21 protein-coding genes are annotated in these 25,887 nt (G+C 66.3%); 11 read left to right on the top strand and 10 right to left on the bottom strand.

Going from position 1 to position 25,887, the window contains the following annotated elements; translation table 11 throughout:
- Positions 1-96 precede the first annotated feature (96 nt).
- The 3 genes from QQL87_RS20735 to QQL87_RS20725 all read left to right on the top strand — a co-directional run bounded on the left by QQL87_RS20735 (position 97) and on the right by QQL87_RS20725 (position 3,430).
- Positions 97-2,001, top strand: a complete 1,905-nt coding sequence (locus QQL87_RS20735; RefSeq protein ID WP_284418268.1) for a propionyl-CoA synthetase — start codon at positions 97-99, stop codon at positions 1,999-2,001.
- 241 nt (positions 2,002-2,242) lie between these two features.
- Positions 2,243-2,515, top strand: coding sequence for a hypothetical protein (locus QQL87_RS20730; RefSeq protein WP_284418267.1), 273 nt, complete (start codon positions 2,243-2,245; stop codon positions 2,513-2,515).
- A 183-nt stretch (positions 2,516-2,698) separates the two neighbouring features.
- Positions 2,699-3,430: an OmpW/AlkL family protein gene (locus tag QQL87_RS20725; protein WP_284418266.1), complete on the top strand. Its 732-nt coding sequence runs from the start codon at positions 2,699-2,701 to the stop codon at positions 3,428-3,430.
- A gap of 300 nt (positions 3,431-3,730) precedes the next feature.
- On the opposite strand, the gene QQL87_RS20720 is transcribed toward QQL87_RS20725, so the two are convergent.
- Complete coding sequence (locus tag QQL87_RS20720; RefSeq protein ID WP_284418265.1) at positions 3,731-4,426, bottom strand: DUF1013 domain-containing protein; 696 nt, start codon at positions 4,424-4,426, stop codon at positions 3,731-3,733.
- A 278-nt stretch (positions 4,427-4,704) separates the two neighbouring features.
- Between QQL87_RS20720 and ispH the strand changes: the two genes are divergently transcribed.
- From ispH to rnhA, 3 genes are all read left to right on the top strand, one after another.
- Positions 4,705-5,673, top strand: a complete 969-nt coding sequence (gene ispH / locus QQL87_RS20715; RefSeq protein ID WP_284418264.1) for a 4-hydroxy-3-methylbut-2-enyl diphosphate reductase — start codon at positions 4,705-4,707, stop codon at positions 5,671-5,673.
- 157 nt (positions 5,674-5,830) lie between these two features.
- Positions 5,831-6,802, top strand: coding sequence for a homoserine kinase (locus QQL87_RS20710; RefSeq protein ID WP_284418263.1), 972 nt, complete (start codon positions 5,831-5,833; stop codon positions 6,800-6,802).
- Complete coding sequence (gene rnhA / locus QQL87_RS20705; RefSeq protein WP_284418262.1) at positions 6,799-7,263, top strand: ribonuclease HI; 465 nt, start codon at positions 6,799-6,801, stop codon at positions 7,261-7,263. Before QQL87_RS20710 ends, rnhA begins: the two co-directional genes overlap by 4 nt.
- Before the next feature lie 61 nt (positions 7,264-7,324).
- On the opposite strand, the gene QQL87_RS20700 is transcribed toward rnhA, so the two are convergent.
- The 6 genes from QQL87_RS20700 to QQL87_RS20675 form a co-directional block, all read right to left on the bottom strand.
- Positions 7,325-8,470, bottom strand: a complete 1,146-nt coding sequence (locus QQL87_RS20700) for an NAD(P)/FAD-dependent oxidoreductase (protein WP_284418261.1) — start codon at positions 8,468-8,470, stop codon at positions 7,325-7,327.
- A gap of 354 nt (positions 8,471-8,824) precedes the next feature.
- Positions 8,825-9,310 (bottom strand): peroxiredoxin, encoded by a 486-nt coding sequence (locus QQL87_RS20695; RefSeq protein WP_284418260.1) that lies wholly within the window; start codon positions 9,308-9,310, stop codon positions 8,825-8,827.
- A gap of 156 nt (positions 9,311-9,466) precedes the next feature.
- Complete coding sequence (locus tag QQL87_RS20690) at positions 9,467-11,158, bottom strand: long-chain fatty acid--CoA ligase (protein ID WP_284418259.1); 1,692 nt, start codon at positions 11,156-11,158, stop codon at positions 9,467-9,469.
- A gap of 197 nt (positions 11,159-11,355) precedes the next feature.
- Positions 11,356-12,774, bottom strand: a complete 1,419-nt coding sequence (locus tag QQL87_RS20685) for a serine hydrolase (protein WP_284418258.1) — start codon at positions 12,772-12,774, stop codon at positions 11,356-11,358.
- Positions 12,775-12,948: 174 nt separating this feature from the next.
- On the bottom strand, positions 12,949-14,739 hold the full coding sequence (locus tag QQL87_RS20680; protein ID WP_284418257.1) for a glucan ABC transporter ATP-binding protein/ permease: 1,791 nt from the start codon (positions 14,737-14,739) through the stop codon (positions 12,949-12,951).
- Positions 14,740-14,844: 105 nt separating this feature from the next.
- Complete coding sequence (locus tag QQL87_RS20675) at positions 14,845-15,906, bottom strand: ABC transporter substrate-binding protein (RefSeq protein ID WP_284418256.1); 1,062 nt, start codon at positions 15,904-15,906, stop codon at positions 14,845-14,847.
- Positions 15,907-16,166: 260 nt separating this feature from the next.
- Between QQL87_RS20675 and QQL87_RS20670 the strand changes: the two genes are divergently transcribed.
- The 5 genes from QQL87_RS20670 (at position 16,167) to QQL87_RS20650 (ending at position 19,463) form a co-directional block, all read left to right on the top strand.
- Positions 16,167-16,571: a hypothetical protein gene (locus tag QQL87_RS20670; RefSeq protein WP_284418255.1), complete on the top strand. Its 405-nt coding sequence runs from the start codon at positions 16,167-16,169 to the stop codon at positions 16,569-16,571.
- A gap of 103 nt (positions 16,572-16,674) precedes the next feature.
- Complete coding sequence (hisE, locus tag QQL87_RS20665; protein ID WP_284418410.1) at positions 16,675-17,076, top strand: phosphoribosyl-ATP diphosphatase; 402 nt, start codon at positions 16,675-16,677, stop codon at positions 17,074-17,076.
- Between the two features lie 64 nt (positions 17,077-17,140).
- Entirely contained in the window at positions 17,141-17,722 is a 582-nt protein-coding gene (locus tag QQL87_RS20660; RefSeq protein WP_284418254.1) for a YqaA family protein, read from the top strand.
- A complete protein-coding gene (locus tag QQL87_RS20655; protein ID WP_284418252.1) occupies positions 17,722-18,336 on the top strand; it encodes a hypothetical protein in 615 nt (204 codons plus the stop codon). The genes QQL87_RS20660 and QQL87_RS20655 overlap by 1 nt, the downstream gene beginning before the upstream one ends.
- 158 nt (positions 18,337-18,494) lie before the next feature.
- Positions 18,495-19,463 (top strand): NAD(P)H-dependent flavin oxidoreductase, encoded by a 969-nt coding sequence (locus tag QQL87_RS20650; protein ID WP_284418251.1) that lies wholly within the window; start codon positions 18,495-18,497, stop codon positions 19,461-19,463.
- A gap of 218 nt (positions 19,464-19,681) precedes the next feature.
- Here QQL87_RS20650 and QQL87_RS20645 read toward each other — a convergent pair whose 3' ends face one another.
- The 3 genes from QQL87_RS20645 to QQL87_RS20635 form a co-directional block, all read right to left on the bottom strand.
- Positions 19,682-22,819, bottom strand: coding sequence for an autotransporter outer membrane beta-barrel domain-containing protein (locus tag QQL87_RS20645; protein ID WP_284418250.1), 3,138 nt, complete (start codon positions 22,817-22,819; stop codon positions 19,682-19,684).
- A 138-nt stretch (positions 22,820-22,957) separates the two neighbouring features.
- Complete coding sequence (locus QQL87_RS20640; protein WP_284418249.1) at positions 22,958-23,770, bottom strand: helix-turn-helix transcriptional regulator; 813 nt, start codon at positions 23,768-23,770, stop codon at positions 22,958-22,960.
- Between the two features lie 479 nt (positions 23,771-24,249).
- Positions 24,250-25,821, bottom strand: a complete 1,572-nt coding sequence (locus QQL87_RS20635; RefSeq protein ID WP_284418248.1) for an ABC transporter substrate-binding protein — start codon at positions 25,819-25,821, stop codon at positions 24,250-24,252.
- Between the last annotated feature and the right edge of the window lie 66 nt (positions 25,822-25,887).

Below are 25,887 nucleotides of genomic sequence, written 5' to 3'. Positions count from 1 at the left end.
AGGTTGCGCCTGATCTGGATCAATTCATGACGGCTTGAACTGTCGCTTTGTCCCGTGACAATAGTCGGGAATAAACACAGATCTTGGGGAAACGTCATGAGCGCTGCGAGCCGCTATCACGAGGTCCATGCACGGTCGCTGCGGGATCCGGAAGGGTTCTGGGCCGAGGCCGCGCGAGCGATCGACTGGATCGAGCCGGCCAAGAAGGTTTTCGATCCATCGATGGGGGCCTATGGCCGCTGGTTCGCAGGCGCCGTCGTCAACACCTGCTACAACGCGCTCGACCGTCACGTCGCCGCCGGCCGCGGCGAGCAGCTGGCGCTGATCCATGATTCGCCGCTCACCAACTCGGTCACGCGGCTCACTTATGCCGAGATGCTGAAGGAGGTGCAGACGCTCGCCGCGATCATGCAGGATTTCGGCGTGGTGAAGGGCGACCGCGTCATTCTCTATATGCCGATGGTGCCGGAGGCGATGGTCGCGATGCTCGCCTGCGCGCGCATCGGCGCGGTGCATTCGGTGGTGTTCGGCGGCTTCGCCGCCAAGGAGCTCGCCACCCGCATCGACGACGCGACGCCCAAGCTGGTGCTGTCGGCGAGCTGCGGCATCGAACCGGGCCGCATCGTGCAGTACAAGCCGCTGCTCGACCAGGCGATCGAGCTCTCCGACAAGCGGCCGCAGGCCTGCATCATCCTGCAGCGGCCCGAGCATGTCTGCGAGCTCAAAGCCGGCCGCGACTATGATTGGGCGGCGCTGCGCAAGTCGGCACTCGCCAATGGCAAGCTCGCGCCATGCGTGCCCGTTCTCGCCACCGATCCGCTCTACATTCTCTACACGTCCGGTACCACCGGCATGCCGAAGGGCGTGGTGCGCGACAATGGCGGTCACCTCGTCGCGCTGAAATGGTCGATGGAGAATCTCTACGGCATCAAGGCGGGCGAGGTGTGGTGGTGCGGCTCGGACATCGGCTGGGTGGTCGGCCACAGCTACATCATCTATGGCCCGCTGATTCATGGCGCGACCTCGGTAATGTATGAGGGCAAGCCGGTCGGCACGCCCGATGCCGGCGCGTTCTGGCGCGTGATCGCCGAGCACAAGGCGGTGGCGCTGTTCACGGCGCCGACGGCGTTCCGTGCCATCCGCAAGGAGGATCCGGAAGGCACCCTGCTGCGGAAATACGATTTGTCGCAGTTCCGCACGCTGTTCCTGGCCGGCGAGCGCGCCGATCCGCCGACGGTGGAATGGGCCGAGCAGCAGCTCAAGGTGCCGGTGATCGACCATTGGTGGCAGACCGAGACCGGCTGGTGCATCGCCGGCAACCCGGTCGGCCTCGGCCTGCTGCCGGTCAAGCATGGCTCGCCGACGGTGCCGATGCCGGGCTATCAGGTCGACATCGTCGACGAGGCGGCGAAGCCGGTGCCGGCCAACACCATGGGCTCGATCGTGATCAAGCTGCCGATGCCTCCGGGTTGCCTGCCGACCCTGTGGCAGCAGGAGGACCGCTTCAAGGAGTCTTACCTCACCGAGTTCCCCGGCTACTACAAGACCTCGGACGCCGGCTTCAAGGACGAGGACGGCTACGTCTTCGTGATGGGGCGCACCGACGACATCATCAACGTTGCCGGCCATCGTCTGTCGACCGGCGGCATGGAGGAGATCCTGGCCTCGCATCCCGACGTCGCCGAATGCGCCGTGCTCGGCATCAAGGATGCGATCAAGGGCGAGGTGCCCTGCGGCTTCCTCGTGCTCAAGGCCGGCGTGTCGCGCAGCCCGTCCGTGATCGAGAAGGAGATCGTGGCGCTGGTGCGCGACAAGCTCGGGCCCGTCGCCGCGTTCAAGCTCGCCATCACGGTCGGGCGGCTGCCGAAGACGCGCTCCGGCAAGATCTTGCGCGGCACGATCAAGAAGATCGCCGACGGCGAGCAATGGAGCATGCCGGCGACGATCGAGGATCCCAAGGTGCTCGAGGAGATCGGCGAGGCGCTGAAGAGCCGGGTCTAGCGCTGTTCTTGCGGCCCATCCTTCGAGACGCCCGCCTACGGCGGGCTCCTCAGGATGAGGGCTGTGTTTGCGGCAAATGCAAGACCCTCATGGTGAGGAGCCCGCCGCAGGCGGGCGTCTCGAACCATGAGGCCCGGAAATTCGAGCTCACGCGAGAGAATCCCCCCGGGCTTGACCCGGGCGCCCATTATCGTCAAGCAACGGCTCCAGCGCAGCTTGATTGACGAGTATGGACCGTTCGATGCGACAGACATCCGCCCGCCTGGCCCTGGTGCTGATGACAGCGCTTTCGCTTAACGCCTGCGCCAGCCGCAATCAGGGCCCGCCCGTCGCGCTCGGCAATGACGACGACGACGTGGTCTGCCAGGCTGGCGGCAAAGTGGCGCCCGGCTCGGCCGAATATGTCGCCTGCCGCAAGGATCGCGACGTGCAGCGGCAGCGCGCCGAGGCGCGCGCCGATCGCCGGCAGCGCGATCTCGGCGAATACATGATGAACCATCCCGACCGTCCGTGAGCGCGACTGCAACCGCCTCTCATCGCGCGTGACCTCGATGCAACAGTTGCGCGACATCGGCGCTGCAACAATGCCAATTGATTGAGATCAAATCCAAGTCGATGGCGTCCCTGCCACACCTGTGACCGCAAGGCGCGGCTTTGCCCGCGCAAATGTAGCTCAAGTGTGGCTATGGGGACCTCGATGAACAGAACATTCCAACTCTCGTCGTCGCTGCTGGTGCTGGCGGCAATCTGCGGGGCCATGGGCTCCGCGCAGGCCGCCGACCTGCAGGCGGCGCCGGTCTATACCAAGGCGCCGGTGGTCGAAGCCTGGAACCCCTGGATGATCCGCGTCCGCGCGCTCGGCGTGCTGCCGGATGCTGGCGGCTCCAGCGTCAACGTCGCCGGCGTGCCGGCGCTGTCGTCGCCGAATTCGGGCCTGAAGATCTCCAACACGGTCGTGCCCGAGCTCGACATCAGCTACTTCTTCACCCGGAACATCGCAGCCGAACTGATCCTCGGCGTCACCCGGCATTCGATCAGCGGCACCGGCACGCTCGACGGCCTCAATATCGGCAAGGCCACGCTGCTGCCGCCGACGCTGACGCTGCAATATCACTTCACCGATTTCGGCGCTTTCAAGCCCTATGTCGGCGCCGGCGTGAACTACACGGTGTTCTTCAACCAGAGCGCCGCCAATCAGGTGTTCAACGGTCTCGCCGTGACCAACCTCCACATTTCCAACCAGTGGGGCGCCGCGGTCCAGTTCGGCTTCGACTACATGCTCGACAAGCATTGGGGCCTGAACGTCGACGTCAAGAAATTGTGGCTGCAGCCGAACTATTCGGCAACCGTCAACGGCGCCATTCCCGTCAGCGGACGCGCCAACATCGACCCCTGGCTGGTCGGCGCCGGCGTCACCTACAAGTTCTGATTTTTTTGCATTCCTCCCAGACTGCCATGGCGCCGGCATCCCCGGCGCCATTTTTTTTTGGAAGGTTTGAGTGTCGCAAAGCTGAGTTTGTCGCGAGTCTCTCGCCCTACCACCGCCGTCGTCCCGGCCTTGAGCCGGGACCCATACGCCGCAGCGGGAGTGAGGAACGAGGCGCTGAGTCACAACCATCTCGGGCGGTTACGCAAGCCGGTGGTTATGGGTCCCGGCGTTCGCCGGGACGACACTGAGCGCGGGGTTGGAGCCTGCAAGTGAAGTGGGGAAGACGAACGCGCCCGCGTCCTACTCCTCGTCGTCCTCGTGCTTCTTGCCACCGATGGTCTTGAGCTTGGCGAACACGGCGTCGACGTTGAGGTCGTCCTCGTCGCGGCCGGCCGGCTCGTACTCGTCCTTGCGGGTGGTCTCGGAGGCCGGCAGCAGGGTGGCGCCGCTGTAATTGGCGTCGAGCGGCTTCTCCTTGGCGGCGCGCTGCACCTCGAAGTCGAGCTCGATCTGCGAGCACAGGCCGAGCGTCACCGGGTCCATCGGCGTCAGGGTCTGGGCGTTCCAATGGGTGCGGTCGCGGACGCTGGCGATCGTGGTCTTGGTGGTGCCGACCAGGCGCATAATCGAGGCGTCCTTGAGCTCGGGATGGTTCCGCACCAGCCAGAGAATGGCGCTCGGGCGCTCGTGGCGGCGCGACACCGGGGTGTAGCGCGGGCCCTTGCGCTTGGGCTGAGGCGGCAGCACGACCTTGCTCTCCTGCAGCCGCAGGCGGTAATTCGGGTCGCGCTCGGCCTTCTCGATCTCTTCCCGGGTGAGCTGGCCGGTCGAAATCGGGTCCATGCCCTTGATGCCCTGGGCGGCGTCGCCGTCGGCGATGGCGCGCACCTCCAGCGGGTGCATCTTGGTGAAATCGGCGACCTGGTCGAAGGTCAAAGCGGTATTATCGACCAGCCACACGGCAGTTGCCTTCGGCATCAGCGGGGCGTTGCTCATGGCAAATCTCCTTTGTGCTCCGCCCCGGCCCTGGGAGGCGAAACCTGCGGTCATCGGCGATGACGGGGAATTCGCCCTATATAAGCCGTCCCGGGGGCGCGGCGCAATGGCCTGGCGAAAACGGCCTTGACAGCGCTCGAAAGCAGTCCCAAGTCCTACCCAAACGAGTTCTAGCTCAAAGACGTAAAGCCCTTACGTATCGACCGCCCCCGCTTGCCGGCCCCGGGGTGTTCCGGTCGCCGCAACAAGCCGCACAGATCAGCCCGATAGATCAGCCCATGGCAGCCAAACCAGACCTCAAAATCGTGCTTTGCTCGCCGCGCGGCTTCTGCGCGGGCGTGGTGCGCGCCATCGACACCGTGGAACGGGCGCTCGCCATCTATGGCGCCCCGGTCTATGTCCGCCACGAGATCGTGCACAACAAATACGTCGTCGACAGCCTCAAGACCAAGGGCGCCATCTTCGTCGAGGAACTGGCGGAGATTCCCGACAGTACCAACGCACCGGTGGTGTTCTCGGCCCATGGCGTGCCGAAATCGGTTCCCGCCGAGGCCCAGTCGCGCAATTTCTTTTCCCTGGATGCAACCTGCCCGCTGGTGACCAAGGTCCACCGCGAGGCGGCGATCCATTTCAAGCGCGGCCGCGAGATCCTGCTGATCGGCCATTCCCACCACCCGGAGGTGGTCGGCACCGTCGGCCAGCTGCCGCCCGGCGCCGTGACCCTGATCGAGACCGCCGAGGATGCCGCGACCTTCACCCCGAAGGACCCGAACAACCTCGCCTTCGTGACCCAGACCACGCTCTCGATCGACGATACCGCCGACATCGTGTCGGTGCTGAAGGGCCGCTTCCCGAACATCTCCGGCCCGCACAAGGAAGACATCTGCTACGCCACCACCAACCGCCAGCTGGCGGTGAAGAAGGTGGCGCCGGTGGTCGACGCGCTGATTGTGGTCGGTGCGCCGAACTCGTCGAACTCGCAGCGTCTGCGTGAGGTCGCCGAGCGCGAGGGCTGCCCGATTGCGGTGCTGGCGCAGCGCGCCTCCGACATCGACTGGGCGCGCTTCGAGGGCATCACCAGCCTCGGCATCACTGCCGGCGCCTCGGCGCCGGAGGTCATCGTCGAGGAGATCATGGGCGCCTTCGCCGAGCGCTACGTGCTCCATGTCGAGACGGTCTCCGCGGCGGAAGAGAACGAATTCTTCCCGCTGCCGCGCTCGCTGCGGCCGGAAGCGGCGGCCGAGTAGGCCTTACGCTGGCGGCTGTTATTTTCGGTCCGCCGGGGGCGCGTCGGCCTTGAACGCGGCGCCTGCATGCGCGATGAAGGCGCAACAGGCCTCCCTTGCCTCGAAGTTCGCATCGGGGGAGGCGAGGGCAGGCGAACTTCGACAATCAGGATGGGGCATGGCGGTCTACACCGACGTCACCGCCGACGAGCTCGCGGACTTCCTCAAGACCTACGACATCGGCGAATTGCTGTCCTACAAGGGCATCGCCGAAGGCGTCGAGAACTCCAACTTCCTGCTGCACACCACCCGCGGCTATTACATCCTCACGCTTTATGAAAAGCGCGTGGCGGTGGACGATCTGCCGTACTTCCTCGGGCTGATGGCCCATCTCGCGGAGCGCGGCATCAGCTGTCCGCAGCCGGCGCGCAACCGCGATGGCGCCGTCTATTCGAGTCTCGCAGGGCGTCCCGCGGCGATCATCAACTTCCTGGAAGGCATGTGGCCGCGCAAGCCGACCGTCACCCATTGCGCCGGCGTCGGCGAGGCGCTGGCGCGGATGCATCTCGCCGGACGCGACTTCCCGCTGGTGCGCAGGAATCCGCTCTCGGTCTCCGGCTGGCGGTCATTGTTTGCCCAGGCGGCCGACCGCGCCGACACCGTGCAGGCCGGCCTGTCTGCGCTGCTGTCGACGGAGCTGGACCTGCTCGAGCGCTCCTGGCCGACGCATCTGCCGGAAGGCGTCATCCATGCCGATTTGTTTCCGGACAACGTCTTCTTCCTGGGCGACGAGCTGTCCGGGCTGATCGACTTCCCGTTCTCCTGCAACGACATCCTCGCCTATGACATCGCGATCTGCCTGAACGCGTGGTGCTTCGAGGCCGATCACTCGCTCAACGTCACCAAGGCGCGCGCCTTCTTCAACGCCTATGGCCGCGCGCGGCCGCTGTCGGAGGCCGAGCTGGAGGCGCTGCCGCTGCTCGCGCGTGGTGCCGCGATCCGCTTCCTGCTGACGCGGCTGGTGGACTGGCTCAACGTGCCCGCGGGCGCGCTGGTGAAGCCGAAGGACCCGCTCGAATATGTGCGCAAGCTGCGTTTCCATCAGGCGGTGACGAGCGTGCGCGACTACGGCATCGGAGCGGCGGCATGAGCGAGATTCCGACCGTCAGCATCTACACCGACGGCGCCTGCTCGGGAAATCCCGGACCCGGCGGCTGGGGCGCGATCCTGCGCTTCGGCGACAAGGAAAAAGAGCTCAAGGGCGGCGAGCCGCACACCACCAACAACCGCATGGAGCTGATGGCCGCGATCTCGGCGCTCGAAGCGCTGAAGAAGTCGTGCCAGGTCGAGCTCTACACCGACAGCCAGTATGTCCGGCAGGGCATCACCGGCTGGATCCACGGCTGGAAGCGCAACGGCTGGAAGACCGCGGACAAGAAGCCGGTCAAGAACGCCGAGCTGTGGCAGCGGCTCGACGAGGCGCTGAAGCCGCACAAGGTCAACTGGCATTGGGTCAAGGGCCACGCCGGCCACCCCGAGAACGAGCGCGCCGACCAATTGGCGCGTGATGGCGTGGCGATGGCACGGCTGCAGAAGAACGTGCGCGGCTAGCGTTTCGGCAGCTGGTGCGCGCCCGGTCGCATCATGGCGTCGAGGCGGCCTGCGCCCGCTGCTAAGCACGCGCCGGCGACACGCGCTCGATGGCGAAATCATCCAGCAATGGCGAGCTGCGGCCGGCGATCAGCGCCGCAATCAGCTCGGAGGCGAGATAGCTGAAGGTGATGCCGTTGCCGCCATAGCCGTAGGCCGCAAAGATATTGGGGAAGCCGGGAACGGCGCCGATCAGGGGCAGTCCGTCGTCGGTCGTATCGAACGTTCCGGACCATTGATAGTCGGTCTCGAGGATGGCGCGCGGCCACAGCGCCGAAAGCTCCGCAGCGAGGCGGCGCGACTTCTCGGGAATGGCACGATCGCGGGTCGCGGGCTCAATCAGCTCGTCGTCGTCTTCTCCTCCGAAGATGATCCGGCCATCCGGTGTCGTGCGGGCATAGTGGTAGTCTTCGCTCGCTTCCCAGATCAGCACCTCGTCCTTCCAGAGATTTTGCGGCTGCGGCACGGTGGCGATCGCCCAGCTCGATGCGACACGCTGGATCGTGGGCTGGATGATCCGAGGCATCGCATATCCCGTGGCCAGAACGACACGGCGCGCCTCGATCTCATGACCACCGTCAAGCCCGACGACGACGCTGTCCTTGCCGGCATCGAAGGCGACGGCATCGCCCTGCACGAGGCGCGCGCCCTGCGACAGCGACAGTGAGAGCAGGCCGCTTGCGAGCTGGACCGGATCGGCTTCGGCCGCGCCGGGCGACAGGATCGCGGCGGCGCGGGCAAAGCCGAAATTGTCGAGCAGGGCTCGATGATCGAGAAAGACGCCGGGCAGGCCGGCTCGGACACGAAGCGCCAGTTCGTCCCGAAGGGAGCGGGCGTCGTCGTCGCGCGCGAGATAGAGCGATTGCCTCGGCCGCAATTGGCCCGGCAGCGCGCGCTCCAGGATCAGGCGCTGCAGCTCGTTCACGGCGCGCAGACTGGCCTGGTAGCATCGCGCGGCACGGTCGAAGCCGATCAACAATGCGAGCTCATTCAGTGATCTGTCGATCTCCCACAACAGCATGGCGGTGCTGGCCGCCGTGCTGCCGCGACACGGCTTCTCACGATCGATCAAGACGACCTCGCGGCCCTGGCGGGTTAGCCGTTCGGCCATCATCGCGCCTGTGATCCCCGCGCCGACGATCAGGATGTCGCAGCGAAAGCTGGTCAAGACGGGCGGGATGGGAAAAGCAGGCGCACTTGCCCAGGGCGGTCTCGCGCTGCGCAGGTCGGCCTGCTGCAGCTGTTCCGGCTGTTCGCTGAAGATGTCGACCTCCTTCTGAATTGAGGAACCGGCACCCTTAACGCCGTCCAGCGGCTTACGTTCAGTTGAAACTGGGGTGGCGCGCGTGAATTGTCCGCGCTCACACGCCGAGAACGAGCACGCCGACCAGCTGGCGCGCGATGGCGTGGCCACAGAACGTTTCAGGTGCCCTTCTCGTTTCGGCAAGACACGCTGGACAAAATAAGCAAAAGGCCCGCGCGTGAGCGCGGGCCTTCATATTCAGATCAAGCCATACTGGCCTTACAGCTGCCCGAGCAGCGTGTCGCCGCCGGAGACCTCGACCTTGCCCGGGGCGGCCTCGAGGTTCAGCTTGGTCACCGTGCCGTCCTGGACCAGCATCGAGTAGCGCTTGGAGCGGATGCCCAGCCCGGCGCCGGAGGCGTCGAGCTCCAGGCCGATCGCCTTGGTGAAGTCGGCGTTGCCGTCGGCCAGGAACACGGCCTCGTCGCGCTGGTCGGTGTCGCGCTTCCAGGCGTTCATGACGAAGGCGTCGTTGACCGAGACGATCGCGATGGTGTCGACGCCCTTGTCCTTGAGCGCATAGGCGTTGAGGAAGATGCTGGGCAGATGCATCTTGTGGCAGGTGCCGGTATAGGCGCCGGGCACCGCGAACAGCGCGACCTTCTTGCCCTTGAAGATGTCGTCGGTGGTTTTGACCTGCGGGCCTTCGCCGGTCATGACGCGGAATTGGGCCTCTGGCAGCTTATCGCCAACCTGGATGGTCATATCGAAACTCCTTCCCCTGGATGTGTCTTGAGACTGTGTCTTGAGACTGTGTTTTGCGCGGTGCGCGCTACACTATTCGGCGGGCCATAAACGGCAACGGCCCGCCGTCATCACGTATCCGTCATCGCACGTCGTCTGTGCCCGCGCCAGCGCGCCTCAGGCGGCGGCCGCCGGCTTCTTCTTCTCGTCGCGCAGCTCGCGGCGCAGGATCTTGCCGACATTGGTCTTCGGCAGCTCGGTCCTGAACTCGATCTGCTTCGGCACCTTGTAGTTCGTCAGCTGCGCGTGGCAGTGCTTGATGATGTCCTCGGGCGTGAGGTTGGGATCCTTCTTCACGACGAACGCCTTGACGAGTTCGCCGGTCTTCTCGTCCGGCAGGCCGATCACGGCGGTCTCCAGCACGCCTGGATGCATCGCGATGACCTCTTCGACCTCGTTCGGATAGACGTTGAAGCCCGACACCAGGATCATGTCCTTCTTGCGGTCGACGATCTTCACCGAGCCGTCGGCGGCCATGATGCCGACATCGCCGGTGCGGAAGAAGCCGTCTGATGTCATCACCTTGGCGGTCTCGTCGGGGCGATTCCAGTAGCCGGCCATGACCTGTGGGCCCTTGGCGCAAATCTCGCCGGCCTGGCCCAGCGGCACCTCGTTGCCGTCATCGTCGCGGATCGACAGCCAGGTCGACGGCAGCGGCAGGCCGATCGTGCCGGTAAAATCGGTCGAGGTCGGCAGGTTGCAGGTCAGCACCGGCGCGGTCTCCGACAGGCCATAGCCTTCGGCGATGCTGCAGCCGGTCACCTGCTTCCACTGCTCGGCCACCGGGCGCTGCACGGCCATGCCGCCGCCGTTGGAGACCTTCAGCTTGGAGAAGTCGAGCTTGCGAAAGTCGGGGTGGTGCAGCAGGCCGTTGTAGAGCGTGTTGACGGCCGGGAAGTTGTTGACCTGATACTTCATCAGCTCCTTGATGAAGCCCGCGATGTCGCGCGGATTGGGGATCAGCAGATTTGCGCCGCCGGCGCGCATCGCGAGCAGGAAGCAGCAGGTCAGCGCGAAGATGTGGTAGAGCGGCAGCGCGCAGACGATCAGCAGCTGGTCGACATGCGGCGGCTTGTCCATCACCGGCTGCAGCCAGGCGTCGTTCTGCAGCACGTTGGCGATGACGTTGCGATGGAGCAGCGTGGCTCCCTTGGAGACGCCGGTGGTGCCGCCGGTATATTGCAGGAAGGCGACGTCATCGGGACCGATGACCGGCTTCTGGAAGCGCTTGCCGCGGCCGGCGGCGAGCGCGTCATTGAAGGGCACGGCGCCCGGCAGCGAGAACGCCGGCACCATCTTCTTCAGGCGGCGGACGACGAGATTGACGAGCACGCCCTTGAAGCCGAGCAGGTCGCCCATGCTGGCGATCACGATGTGCTTGACGCTGGTGTGGCCGACGACCTGCTGCACCGTATGGGCGAAGTTTTCCAGCACGATGATCGCCTCGGCGCCGGAATCCTTCAGCTGGTGCTCGAGCTCGCGCGGCGTGTACAGCGGGTTGACGTTGACGACAGCGTAGCCGGCGCGCAGCACGGCCGAGATCGCGATCGGGTATTGCAGCACGTTCGGCATCATCAGCGCGACGCGCGTGCCCTTGGCCAGCCCCAGCCCCTGCAGATAGGCTCCCATCGCGACCGACATGTCGTCGAGCTCGCGATAGCTGATCGCCTTGTCCATGCAGATGAAGGCCTTGCGGTCGGCGAATTTCTTGAAGCTCTCCTCCAGCAGCTCGACCAGCGATGGATACTTGCTGGCATCGATGTCGGCGGGAACGCCGGCCGGATAGTGCTTGAGCCAGATGCGCTCCATGACCCTTCCTCTCCTGATCGTCTCTTATGGTCGCTTGATGCGTCTGCGGCGCCGGTCATTCCCGGCGGCATTCGGCGGCCAATATCGAATTTCCGGCCAAGCAAGGCAAGCGGCCGGGGCGTAGACGAAAGAGGCAGGGTAAAGGTCGTCGGGCCGTTCGGCGACGGGAGGGGCTGCCCCCCGCGTGCGCCGCGAGATCAGCCGTTCTTGGGCGCCGGCTTGCCGTCGCCCTTTGGCTTGGCGGCGGCCTTGGGTTTGCCGGGCTTGGCCGCGGCGTCGGAGACGGGCTTTTCCGCCGATTTTGCGCCGGCATCGTGCCTGGCTGCCGTGTGGCCCGCGGCGGCGGGCTTCGCCTCTGACGGCTTGGCGTCCGTCTTGGATCCGGCTTTCGCGTCACCCTCGCCCTTGGCCGCCGTCCGGATGGCCGGCTTGGCGTCCTTCTTGGCGTTCGCATGCGCCTTCTTGCCGCGGTGCCTGGGCGGGGTCTGAGCGTCGGCATCGGCCGCGACGGCCGCGATCAGCGCCGCGCCGGTGCGCGTCGGGCCGGTATAGACCAGGATCGGTTCCGAGGGGGTCGGGGCTGCGGCGAGCAGCTCCGAGGGCTTCATCGTCGGCGTCTGCAGGCCGGCGAGCAGGGTGCCGCCGGTCGCTTCGCCTTCGCCGCTCGCGACCGTGTCCTCGTCGTCGTCGCTCGCGGGCCGGTGCCGCCGGCCGTTGCACATGTCGTCGCGCAGGTTCGGCGGTGTGGCATCGACCGGCACCAGTTGCTCGACATTGCCGAGCGGCGCCTTCAACCAGCCGAGCTGGTTGGGGTTGAAGCCGCGGTCGAGCATCTGGATCGCCCGTACCGCGCGCATCTGGCCCGAGCTCGCGCCGAGCACGACCGCGATCAGGCGCTTGCCGTTGCGGGTCGCGGAGGCTACCAGATTGTAGCCGGAGGCGCAGATGAATCCGGTCTTGAAGCCGTCGGCGCCCGGATAGCGTCCGATCAGCCGGTTGAAGTTCTGCACCACGCGGCGGCCGTAGCGGATCGACGGGATGTGGACGAAGTATTCGTATTCCGGCAGGTCGCGGATGATCGACCGCGCCAGGATCGCGAGATCGCGCGCCGAGGTGATCTGACCGTCGGCAGGCAGACCGTTCGGATTGACGTAGCTCGTCTGGGTCATGCCCAGCTTCTGCGCGGTCTCGTTCATCATGATCGAGAAGCCGTCGATCGAGCCGCCGATGCCCTCCGCCAGCACCACCGCCATGTCGTTGGCAGACTTGACCAGCATCATCTTCAGGGCGTTGTCGATGGTGACCTGCGTGCCCGGCCGGTAGCCCATCTTGGACGGCGATTGCGAGGCCGCGGTGGGCGACACCGTCAGCAGGGTGTCAAGCGAGGCCTTGCCGTCCTTGACCGCTTTCAAGGTCACGTAGGCCGTCATCAGCTTGGTGACGGAGGCGGGGTACCACGGATAGGTCGCGTTCTGCGCCTCCAGCACCTTGCCGCTGTCGGCCTCGACGAGCAGCAGCGCCTCAGCGCTGGCCGAGCGTGGCGCGAGCATGAGCGCGGCGGCGAGAACGATGATCGTGACGGGAGAATAGCGGAACAACAGGCGAAGCGTCTGCACTGGTCTGGTCCGGTCCTTTGAGAACCCGCCTCGCGCGGCGAGGTGGGCAAACGGGCTTTCGGGTTTCAAGCGTGTCCGGCGCCGCTTCGGTTGCGGCAGGTCGCGAACCTATACCGCCTCGACGCTCCAGAACAGAGGCGAGCCATTCAATTCCACGATGAAAGCGTCCCGCGTTCAGGCCTTGACGATGGAGTCGTCGCTCTGCGGCTGTGCGAGACTCGCACGCGCGTTCTCCTGCACCATGAACTGGGCCTTGGCGAGTTCCGCGAAGTGGCCGCCTTTGGCGACGAGTTCATCGAACGTTCCGCTTTCGATCACGCGTCCGTTCTCGAATACCAGGATCCGCGTCGCGTTGCGGATGGTCGAGAGCCGGTGTGCGATCACGAAGGTCGTGCGTCCCTTCATCACCTCGTCGAGCGCGGCATTGAGCTTGGCCTCGGTGACGGCATCGAGCGCCGACGTCGCCTCGTCGAGAATCAGGATCGGCGGGTCCTTCAACAATGCGCGAGCGATCGACAGCCGCTGGCGCTCGCCGCCGGAGAGCATCCGGCCGCGCTCGCCGGCATTGGTATCGAAGCCCTGATCGGCGCGGTCGATGAAGTCGAGCGCCTGGGCGCGGGCGGCCGCGGTGCGCAGCTCCTCCTCGGTCGCATCGGGCTTGCCGACCAGCAGGTTTTCGCGAATCGAGCGGTTGAACAGCAGCGCCTCCTGGAACACGACGCCGATGTTCCGGCGCAGCGCCGCGAGCTTCAATCCGCGCACATCCATGCCGTCGATCTTGATGAAGCCGGACTGCGGATCGAAGGCGCGATGCAGCAGCGCGATCGCGGTCGATTTGCCGGCTCCGGTCGGTCCGACCAGCGCGATGGTCTGGCCGGGCAGGGCGGTGAAGCTGAGGTCCTCGACCGCCGGACGCTTGCCGTCATAGGAGAACGAGACGTCGTTGAATTCGACGAGGCCCGAGAGCCTGGCGACCTCGATCGCATCGGGGCGGTCCCGCACCGCCGGCACGGCGTCGAGCACGGTGAAGAACTCGGCCAGCCGCGGCGCCTCCATGAACACGTTGTTGATGAAGGACACGACCTGCTCGAGCTTCTGGATCAGCATGGTCGCGAACGACACGAACATCACGATCTCGCCCACAGATGTGAGCCCGGCCTGATGCAAGGCGATGCCGAGCGTGAAGATCGCGAGCACGGTGATGGTGGTGGAGGCGCGGGTGATGACGGTGACCAGCGCCCACCAGCCGAGCACCGGCATCTGCACCGACAGCAATTGCCCGGCGACGTTGCGCAGGCCCTGCACCTCGGCGTCGATCCGCACGAAGCTTTGCACCAGCGCGACGTTGCCGAGCGCGTCGGAGGCGCGCGCCGAGAGGTTGCTGTAGTGCTCCTCGACCTCGCTCTGCATGCCGTAGGTCTTGCGCACCACCAGCGTCGTCAGCACGGTGAACACGACGCAGAGCACGAACAGCAGGATCGCGAGCCGCCAGTTCAGATACAGCGACAGCGGCAGCAGCACGAGCACCGACATGATCGCCGCGAAATGCTCGCGGAAGAACGACAGCCACAGCTTCCACAGCGCGTCGGTGCCGTTGATCATCACCTTCATCAGCCGGCCGGAATGGGTGCCGGAGTGGAATGTCAGCGGCAGCTGCAGGATGTGCTCGAAATAGCTCGTCAGCACGGCGTGGCGCTGGCGGTGCGCGAGCCGGTCGGCCTGCAGCGCGACCCAGGCGCTGGCGAGAATCGTGAACAGCCCGAATCCGGCCCAGGCCGCGAGCAGCGGCCAGGCCGTGCTGGTGGATGCGTTGCTGGACAGTGAATCGACAATGCGTCCGAACAGCACCGGCTCGGCAAACTGCGCCACGGCGAGCGCGAGGTTTGCAATGGCCAGGATCCAGCCGAGCCGTGCCTCCTTTCCAAGCAATTGGAGCACGCGGGCATAGATGCGGAGCAGGGACATGGGCGAGGCGCTTTGTACTGGCGACGACGGAATCGGCGCCGGGCGGCGCGCGGCGCATGTTAGCAACAGACCGGCCTGGGGTGACAGCGCAATTGCGGCAATGCTTCAGTTGACCAGCCGGCTGTCGGCGGGGGGCAGGAAGCTGTCGTCGAAGATGTCGGCCGCCGCAGGACGCTTGTGCTGGAATTTGAAGTCGTCCGCGATCTGGGTCAGCGCCCGCTCGAACCGGGCGGCATCGATGCCGCCGATGCCGTCGCGGCGCACGTCCGACGTCAGCACGTTGTCGGCCAGCACGGTCTGCAGCCGCTCCAGCTCGAGCTCGCGCGAACCGTCGTCGATCCGGCTCACCACGTCCGCGATTGCGCCTTGAGGGTCCTTGATCGCGAGCTGGAGGCCGGACGTCAGCGCCCGCAGCACGCCCTTGACGGCTGCAGGCTGCCTGGCTGCAAAGGCCGGATTGACGATCACGGCGTGGCCATAGGCCTCGCAGCCATAATCGGCGAAGCGCAGCACCGCGAGATCGGCCGCGGGCACGCCGCGGTCGCGCAGGTTGATCGCGGAGAGGTAGGAGAATCCGCTGACGGCGTCGACCTGTCCCGCCGACAGGATCGGCTCGCGCACCGCGGCGCCGACGCGCGACAGCTTGATGGTCTCGGTCTTGAGATGGCTGTGCCGCGCCACGGCCGGCCACAGCCGGATCGAGAGATCGCCCTCGGCTATGCCGAGCGTCTTGCCCTCGAGGTCGGCTAGCCCGTTGATGCCGCGGCTCTTGCGCGCGATGATCGCGTAAGGCGCCGTGTTCAACAGCACGAACACCGCCTTGACGGGCTGGCTGCCGGCGCCGTCGCGATAGCGGATCAGTTCGTTGATGTCGGCGAGCGCCATGTCGGCGTCGCCGGACGCCACGCGCGCGATCGCATCGGGCGAGCCCTTGGCGGTCGTCATCGTGACGGTGACGCCCTCGCTACTGTACAGCCCGCGGCTGGCCGCGAGCACGATCGGGGCCGTGCTGCCGTCGAGCGGACGATCCAGCGCGAACATCACGGCCACCGGACGTTTCGGCTCCTCCGCTGCCGCATGCTGTTGCGACAGCAACGCAGGCACGACGATCGCCGCGAGCAGCGCCACGACAAAGGCAAGCAGGGTGACGGGTCGTTGCATACGCATCAGGTCACGCCGGTATTCGCAGGCCGTACCGGTGTTGTCTCACCGGTGTTCTCATCAGTTCACCAGCTTGGGCGCGATCGATGTGTCAGATTCGTGACGGGGACGCTCGGGGCCGGCGGTGCCTGATCATGTCCGATCGAATCTGAACGGTCCATGAGCAAGGCCTGCGGCGATTTGCGGCTTCGACTCCGGGTTTCGCGCCGGGAACTGTGGGCAGGCTGGAGAGTTGGTTCGGCGAATTTGATCGTACGGAGGATCACATGATCGCACAGCGCGGAAGTTTTTCACGCTTTGGCCGTGCTACCGTCCTGGCGACGGTGGCCGCGGTGACTTTGACGGCCGTCCAGCCCACCCTCGCCTTCGCCGGCTCTGCGCCGGCTGAGAAGCGTGTCGTGGCGAAGACGGCGAGCGACGAGGGCCTGACCGATGTCAGCGCGCGTCGTCGACACTATCGCGGCAATGGCGGCGCGGCTGCTGCGGCGGCCTTCGCCGGCATCGTCGGCACCGGACTCGCGATCGCCGCGGCCCAGAACCGCCGGTCCTACTACGAGGACAACTACTACTATGGCCGGCCGGCCTATTATGGCTACCAGCCGGGCTATCAGTCCTATGGCGGCGGCCCCTACTACGGCGGTGGCGGCTACTATCACCACCCGCATTGGTGATATTGGACGATCTGAAACCATCCGCCGGCCCCGCGCCGGCGGATTTTTCATGCCTGCCGCAGACATTAACACCGGCGCCATTGATTTTGACTATTGTGGTCGGATGACCGATTCGATCGAGCGGCTCTATCGCGCAATTCTGGCTGCGAGGGACCTGGACCCCGCGCGCTCGCGCACGGCCAAGCTGATGCAGCAGGGCAGGGCGAAGATGGCCAAGAAAATCGGCGAGGAGGCCATCGAGGTCGCCATCGATGCCGTCGGCGGCGATGCCCAGGCGGTGGTGCGGGAGAGTGCCGACCTGTTGTACAATCTGGCGGTGCTGTGGGCCGAGCTCGACATCCAGCCCGAAGATGTCTGGCGCGAGATGGAGCGGCGCGAGCTGATGCTCGGCATCGCCGAGAAGCTGCCGAAATCGCCCGCAAAGGTCGTCAAAGCCGCCCCCGGGCGGGTGCCAGGGCGACCGATCGTCGCGGCTGAGGGCCGGACGATGCGCAAGCGGCATTGACGCAGGCATACGACCGGCACATCGGCCATGGACAAACCCGGCCCGGTTTGCTTCATCGCGGACCATGCTCAGACGGATCTATGACTGGTGTATCGACGCCGCCCACAAGCCCCATGCCCTCTGGATCATGGCGGCGATCGCCTTCGCTGAAAGCTCGTTCTTTCCGGTGCCGCCGGATGTGATGCTGATCCCGATGTCGCTGGCCAAGCCGCAGCGCGCCTGGCTGTTCGCCGGCGTCTGCACCGCGGCGTCGGTGGCTGGCGGCATCGTCGGCTACGCGATCGGCGCGCTGCTCTATGATTCGCTCGGCCAATGGCTGATCCAGCTCTATGGCCTCGGTGACAAGGTCGAGGCGTTCAGGGCCTCCTACGCCGAGTGGGGCGCCATCATCATCCTGCTCAAGGGGCTGACGCCGATCCCCTACAAGCTCGTCACGATCACGTCGGGCTTCGCCGGCTACAACCTGTTCCTCTTCATCGTCTGCTCGATCGTGGCGCGCGGCGGCCGCTTCTTCATCGCCGCGATCGTGCTCAACCGCTATGGCGAATGGATCAAGGTGCACATCGAGAAGCATCTCGGGCTGTGGGTTGCGATCGGCGCGGCCGTGCTGGTGGCCGGCTTCGTCATCGCGGTGAAGCTGATCTGATGCGGCCGCGGCGCCCCGGGCTGGCTGCAGCATTGGCGCCGCTCGTCGTCGTGCTTTGCGCTGCCACGGCTTGGGCTCAATCGGCCCCGCCGCTGGGTCTGCGCGAGGCGCCGCCGCAGCAGCAGCCACCTCCGCCGCCGGCGCCGCCGCAATCCAGTCCCGGCCTGGTGGACGAGCTCGGCAAGCTGTTCGAGAAGATGTCGATCATTCCCCTGAAGCGTCCGGAGGCCACCCTGGCGCCGCCTTCGACCGAAGGCGAGACAGACGGCGCGTCGTCTGACCAGCAGCCCCGGCAAGCCGATCGGCCGATCGCTCCGAAAGCTGGCGACAACCCGTCCGGCGTTCTGAAGGAGACCGGCGACACGCTCTCGCGGCTCGCCAAGCCGTCCACCATGATCTCCGGCCGCATGGCCTGTCCGCTGGCCGGCAACGGCACGCCGGATTGCAAGCTCGGCGCCGACCGGCTGTGCCAGGGCAAGGGCTACAAGGAAGGCAAGAGCCTCAACACCGATTCGGCCGAGACCTGCTCGGCCCGGGTGCTGATTCCCGGGCGGCAGCGCAAGCCCGGCGACTGCCGCACCGACACCTTCGTGACCTCGGCGCTCTGCCAATAGGCCGCCGCACAGCCTTGCGCGCGTCGCGGCCAGCGCCTCAACGCAAGACCCTCCACGGGCTTTTCCGGTCCCTCTGCGAGCGAATTGCCATCACGGCCTGATGTCGGGCATGCTTGCAAGCGAGCATCTCCGCATTTCACGAAGAGGAATTCCCGTCCATGTCCATGCCCGCCTTGTTCAAGGGGCGCCTGTCGATCCCCGTGATCGGCTCGCCATTGTTCATCATCTCCGTGCCCGATCTGGTGATCGCGCAGTGCAAGGCCGGTGTGGTCGGCTCGTTTCCCGCTCTCAACGCGCGGCCGGCCGCGCTGCTCGACGAATGGCTGGCGCGCATCACCGAGGAGCTCGCGGCGTATGATCGCGCGCACCCGGAAGCCCCGTCGGCGCCGTTCGCCGTCAACCAGATCGTGCATCGTTCCAACAACCGGCTCGAGCAGGATCTGGCGCTGTGCGAGAAGTACAAGGTGCCGATGCTGATCACCTCGCTCGGCGCACGCGAGGAGCTGAACCAGGCGGCGCATCGCTGGGGCGGCATCGTCTTCCACGACGTCATCAATCAGAAGTTTGCCCACAAGGCGATCGAGAAGGGCGCCGACGGCCTGATCCTGGTCGCGGCCGGCGCCGGCGGCCATGCCGGCACGATCTCGCCGTTCGCCTTCGTCGCGGAGACGCGGACCTGGTTCGACGGACCGATCGCGCTGTCGGGTGCCATCGGCAATGGCCGCGCCATCCGCGCCGCGCGCATTCTCGGCGCCGACTTCGCCTATATCGGCTCGGCCTTCATCGCCACCAAGGAGGCGAATGCGGTCGGGGGCTACAAGGAGATGATCACGAAGTCGGGCGCCGACGACATCATCTATTCGAACCTGTTCACCGGCGTGCACGGCAACTATCTGAAGCCGTCGGTCGTCGCCGCAGGCCTCGATCCCGACAATCTGCCGACATCCGATCCGTCGAAGATGAGCTTCGGCACCGACGAGTCCGGCGAGCGCGCCAAGCCGAAGGCCTGGAAGGAGATCTGGGGTTCGGGCCAGGGCATCGGCGCCATCAAGGACGTGCTGCCCGCCGCCGAGCTGATCGCGCGCTTCAAGAAGGAATATGATGAGGCGATCGACCCGCCGCTGTGAGGTGGAAGGGGCGGTTGTGCGCCCATCTCGGTGTCATTCCGGGGCGACGCGCGACAGCGCGGCGAGCCCGGACTCCATCGGGACGCGTGATCTGCCGTGAGATGGATTCCGGGTTCGTGCTTCGCACGCCCCGGAATGACGACGGAGAAAGCGGCGACGATTTACGAGATTTTTCCCCGTAGCCTCTTTCCACTTTTCATCGAACCAGTCTTTCGTCATCACCACGTATATCGGATGCGTCCCGTGCCGGAGGTGGTGCGCGAGCGCTCGCCCCATTCGGTGTCGGCCCTGATCATGAGGGAGACGCCGCTGGCGAGCTGCCATTCGGCGCCCGATGAGGTCAGCAGCAGGTTCTGCGATGGCCGCGTGCCGAATACGGTGAAGCCGCTGGCTGTGCCGAGCGCGGTGAAGTTGGCGGACAGCGCCGGATTGCTGACGACGTCATGGGCGTAGGCGGTACGTCCGAACAAGGTGAGCTGGCTGCCGCTCTCGATGGCGATCGTCCGGTCCGTGTGCACGCCGAGCTCGGCGCGGAACGCGGTCGCATTGCGGCCGGCATAGGTGAGAGCGAACTGGTTGGAGCCGATCGCTGCGGTCTCCGCATAGCCGGGCGTGCGGAAGCTCTGCGCCTGGATCGAGCCGTACGGCGTCCATTCGGCCGAGAGAAACGGCACCGGCAGGCGATGACCGGCCTCGATGCGGCCGCCAAAACTCTGCGCGTTGAAGCGCGCGGTGAGCTGGTCGAGGCCTGCGACCGTGACGGTGCGCGTGGTCGACATCCAGTAGTTGGCGTAGCTGGCGGCGGCCGTGATGGTCGTCGGGCCGATCTCGTGCCGGCCATAGACACCAGCCATCATCAGGTCGCTCGTGCCGCCGCCATTGCTGTCAGACCAGCTCATGGCGCCGCCGGCCAGCGAGAAGCCCGCCCGCGTGTTTGGCGCGACCCGATAGTCGGCCCCGGCAGCAACCGCGCCCGCGCGGGCGGAGCTGTCACGGCTGCCGGTCGCCGCATCGCCGGACAGCCGGCTGCCGGCACCGAAGCCGGTGCCCCAGACATTCCAGCGCGCGTCGGAACGGTCGGGCGATTCGAATGCGGCAAAGGCGTCGCGCACGGCCGCCGGCGTGTGTCGGCGCTCGCCAGCGTAGCCGAGCGGCGCGGAGCTGCTGTCGCCATTGCGGCCCGACGGGTTGGACAGCAGTGTCAGGAATGATCCGCCGAGCTGCGTGGCGCCGCTTGGGGCCTGCGTCCCGCTCTGGCCGGAGAGCTGGTCGAGGGCGCGGCCGGCCGCATTGGACGGCATGTTCAGCAAGGTGTCGAACCCGGCCGGGGGCGTCACGCCGCCGCCGACCGCGCGGTTGATGCCATTGGCGACGTTGGTCTGGTTGATGCTCGCGCCCGGAGACAGCACCATGAGGCTGGGATCGAGCACGAGATAGGCGTTGGTGAGGTCGTAGGTGAGGTGCGGGTTGCGCGCCGGGCTGAAGCTGCCGGTGACGTTGAACCCGGCGAACTCCGTGCCGCCGAGCCCGCCGGTGGCGTTGAGGATGGTGTAGGTCTGCTGCCGGAAGCTGCCCGGCAGCGCCACGGCATTCACGGTGGCGCCGGTCAGTGTCGCCGTGCCCGTGACGTTGGTACGGTCGGCGGCGCTCGGCGAGACGTCCACCGTGTAGGTGCTGCCGGCGTTGAACTGCAGATTGCCGTTGACGGTCAGGGTGCCGATCGAATTGCCGGGCGCCAGCGTGCCGCCGGCGTTGATGATCACGCCGGGCAATTGGCCGGTGCCGCCGAGCGTGGCGCCCGTGTTCACGGTGAGGCCGCTGGAGGCAGCGATCGAGCCATTGACGGCCAGCCTGCCGGCGTTGACGACCGTCGCACCCGTATAGGTGTCGAGGCCGGCCAGCGTCAGCGTGCCGGCCCCCAGCTTGGTGAGGCCGCCGCTGCCGCCGAGCGCCTGGCTCACGGTGAAGGCGTTGGCGGGATCGGTGATGTCGAAGCCGCCGCCGCCCGCGCCCCAATTGATCGTGCGCGCGGTCGAGCTGAACGAGGTGCCGGTGACCTGCAATGTGCCGCCATTGAAGGTCAGGCTGCCCGTTGCGCCGCCGAGATTGGCGTCGGAGGCGACACTGACCGTGCCGCCGGCGAGGGTGGTGCCGCCCGTGTAGCTGTTGACTCCGGTGAGCCTCAGCGTGCCGGCCCCCAGCTTGGAGAGGCTTCCGCCGCCGAGCGCCTGGCTCACCGTGAAGGTGTTGGCGGGGTCGGCGATGTCGAAGCCGCCGCCACCTGTGGCCCAATTGATGGTGCGCGCGGTCGAGGCGAAGGAGGTGCCGGTAACCTGCAGCGTGCCGCCATTGAAGGTCAGGCTGCCCGTTGCACCGCCGAGATTGGCGTCGGAGGCGACACTGACCGTGCCACCGGCGAAGGTGGTCCCGCCCGCATAGGTGTTGGCTCCAGTGAGCGTCATTGTGCCGGTGCCGGTCTTGGCCAGCGAGCCGGCGCCGGAGATGATCCCGCTCACGGTGGTCGAGCTGTTGTTGCCGCCGACGGTGAGCTCGTTGGCGCCGAGAATGGTGTTGCCGGTGCCGGCGATGGAGCCGGCGCTCAGCTTGCCGTCACTCGCCGGCCCGTTCGAGCCAGCGAAATTCACCGTGCCGCCATTGATGATGGTCGCGTCGCCGCCGGTGCTCTGGCCGAAGAAGCTGAGGGTGCTGCCGCTCTGGTTGGTGATCGTCGAGCTGCCGGCCGTGCTGGTGTCGTAGAACTCCACGGAGCCGTGATTGTCGATGGTGGCGTTGCCGGCTGTTGTCGCGTTGAAGAACACCAGGCTGCCCAGATTGTTGAACGTGGCATGGCCGAGCGTGGCGCTGTTGCTCAACGAGACCGAGTCGTTGGTGATGTTGGCGAAGCCGGCCGTGCTGTTGCCGAAGAAGCTCAGTCCGGATCCGGTGATGGTGGCCGTTCCGGCTGAGGCGCTGTTCCAGAACGACATCGCCACGAACATGCCGCCGGTCATGTTGAACGTGGCGCTGCCGCCATTGATGACGATGCCGGCCCCGGCCAAGGTGAGAGTCTGCAAGTTGGTCGAGAAGGTGTAGTTCGACGCGCCGGTGTCGAACACCAGCTCGCCGAGCGTGGCGCTGCTCGTGATCGTCAGGTTGGAGGTGCCGGAGGTGCCGAAGGTGGCGGTGCCGGTCGGCAAATTGCCGGTGTCCCAATTGGTCCCGGTGTTGAAGTCGACCGATCCGGGCGTCGCGAGCCACGTCGCGTTCTGAGCTGTCGCAGGCAGTGCCGAGGTCAGCAGCAGGGTGGTCAGCGCCGTCGAAGCCAGCAGGGCACGGCGGGTCGGCAGGGCAGGCATTGCAGTCTCCGGAGATGATCGCGTTCGCGGCGCGCCAGATCGTCGGCGCAGCCCATGACCCGATCACGCTACCGGCGCGGCAACCCGGCCGTCAGCGTAGCCAAATGGCTACGTGCGCCGCTTCGTGTCCATGTGTTGTCAGCGTGCAATGAAACGCGCCATCAGCTCGGCCCGGCTGGAGACGTCGAGGGCGCGGTAGATCTGCTCGATATACTTGTGTGCCGTCCGGGGACTGATGTTCAGCGCAGCCGCGATCCGCTTCTCGCTGTGGCCGGCTGCCAGCAGTTCGAGCACCGAACGATGCCGCGGCGCCAGCTCGGCGATCGTGAAGGGGCGGCCGGTGTGGCCTTTGGCCATGACGGCAAGCGGATCCGGACGCTGCGCCAGCCAGGAGGTGTGCTGCGAGAGCTGCAGAATCATCTCGCGCTCGCGCGCCGTGAAGCCGGTGTCGCCCCACGCCCGCATGGCGGCGACGCAAAGCTCCGCGCCGCCGCCGATCGGCACGATGGCGGCCACGACGTCATCCGCGCCGAAGCCACGGACGTAGCCGGTGACGTGAGGGTTTCGATACCAGGCGTCGTCCGCGACGATATCCCGCCGCAGGAAGCTGCGGGCGCAGCCGGGCGCGGCGAAGGCCCTCTCCCACATCGGGTGCTCGCCATAGGCGCGCGCCTGCAGATAGGTCTGCTCCCATCGCTGCAGCGTTGCGTGATCGAGCCCGTGCACCTGCGATAGCGCCACTTCGGCCGTCCCGTCGCTGTCGGCTCCGCGGCCGGGGTCGGCGCCCCCGACCACGCTCCACCACACGGGCCCGGAGCCAATCAGCTTCGCCAGTTCGGCCATCAGATGCGCGCAGGCTTCGCCCGGAGTTGTGCCGAGCTCTCCTACCTCCCCCACGAGCCTCAGCATCGCCCGCCAGTCGTCGGAGCCGGGGGTGAACGGCGATGTCATCTCTGGCAGCTTTCTCTTGCTCGCTTCGACGGAGGCTCGAGCTTTCGTCCCGGATGACGGCGCCTCGTTCCGTCCGACGTGCCGAGAGCCGTGGCTGGATCCGCTGAAAATGGCCGGCGTCAAGCCATGTGGCGGGCCAGGGCGGTGATCGGAAGTCCGTACGCAATCATCGATTGATGGATGGAAAGACGTAGTGATCAGATCACGGGAAGGCCGCCGCGACCACGAACCAAGAGGCGTAGCGGAATGCCGCAATTCAACTTTTACTAGAGGTATTGGCTGTTGTTGCCATTCTGACGTGTGTCAAAACGCCGCAATTTGGCGGCTCCCGCGCAACGGTGCGAGTCGGGTGAGCAGTTCGCGGCCTCGGCCGCGCTGATCCCGTCCCCGTTCGGCATCAGCAACGCCAGCTCGAAACGAAAAGACGCGGCAGCCGGTGGCTGCCGCGTCCCGATGTCAGAGTCCTGGTCCGGCGCAGACTATTCCAGCTCGATCGCCTGGAACTTGCCGCGCTCGTCGAGCGCCGTACCCCAGATCTTATGCGAGGCTTGGTGCTCGGCGCGGCCGAAGCCGAGCTTGGCGCCAAGGCCGAGATCGACGCTTTGCATGTTCTCCAGCGTGTCGATCAGGGCCTCGGTGTCGACCTGCGGGCCGACCTTGCGCAGCGCCTGGATCAGCACATTGGCCGCGATATAGCCCTCGAACGAGACGTACGAAGGAGCTTCGCCCGGGAAGTACTTTTCCAGCGCGGACTTGTACTCGAGCACGGCGCTGGAATAGCCGCCGACGGCCGGCACCACCTGGGTGACGATCACGCCGCTGGCATAGCGCGGGCCGAGCAGCATCAGCTCATCGGACAGCTCGGTCGACCCCACGAACGACACGTTGGTGTAGACCATGTTCGGGTAGAGATCGCGCGTCTTCTCGATGAACTTGGCGGCAGCCCGGTAGGTCGCCACCATGACGATCGCCTTGGGCGGGTTCTTCATCGCCCTGAGCTGGTTGACCGCCTCGTCGACGTCGACCGTGTTGCGCTTGTAGTTGAACCGCACGATCGAGGTGTCGGCCAGGCCGAGCGAGCGGAACGCCTTGGCCACACCGGAGAAGCCGGCGTCACCGTAGGAGTCCTGCTGGGCGAACACCGCGATGTCGCGCGGCTGCAGACGGCGCAGCTTCACCAGATAGCGCACGACGGTGTCGGTCTCTTCCGCGTAGCTGGCGCGGTAGTTGAACACGTAGCGATCCGGCGGATCGTTGCGCAGGATGTTGGCGCCGGTGAACGCCCCGTAGAACAGCACCCGGCGCTGCAGCGCATAGGGCATGGCGACGGCGGAGGTCGGCGTGCCGACATTGCCGATATAGCCGAACACCTTGTCCTTTTCGTAGAGCTGCTTCATCGCGTCCAGCGTCCGCGCCGGCTCGTAGCCGTCGTCGGCCGAGAACAGGCGCAGCGAGCGTCCGCCGACGCCACCGCCGTCGTTGGCGCGGTTGAAGGCGGCCTCGATGCCCATCTTCATCTGCCGTCCGAGCTCCTTGGACGCGCCCGAGAACGGAGCGGCGATGCCGAACCGGATCTCGTTCGGGGTGATCCCCTGGACGTTGCTGGCGGCCGGCGGCGGCAGCGTCGCCGTCGGTGCCGTCGCGGCGACCGCCGCGGACGGGGCGATCACCCCGGCGAGGCTGGTGGCCGTCTGGCTCGGCGCGGTCTGCCCGAGCGAGCGCTCGAGTTCGGCGAGCTGGCGGCCCGCCGTGTTGCAATCGGTCTGTGACGCGCCCACGCGGTTGCGACCATCGGCAACATAGCCGTTGAACACGCGCGTCAGCTCGTCCCGATCCGAGCCGCCCGTTGAGGCCTCTCGAATCACCTCGCGAAACTTGTCGACAATGGCCTGAACGCGGCCTTGGTCGATCGCCTGACAGGCGGATGCTGCTCCCACGATCGGCCCAACCCGGCTCGCAAGATTACGCACCACATCCGCATTAGTGCCCGCCGCGCTGGCGGGCGTTGCGAGCAATGCCGCAACCAAGAACACGCTAGAACGAAAGCTCATTGCCACTATCCCACTATGGACCCCATCCAGGTCTTCCGCCTGGTGATTTGACGCTCTGTGTCTGCG

Source organism: Bradyrhizobium sp. SSBR45G (assembly GCF_030159255.1).
Lineage (GTDB): Bacteria > Pseudomonadota > Alphaproteobacteria > Rhizobiales > Xanthobacteraceae > Bradyrhizobium.
This window is presented reverse-complemented; position numbering and strand designations above follow the sequence as displayed.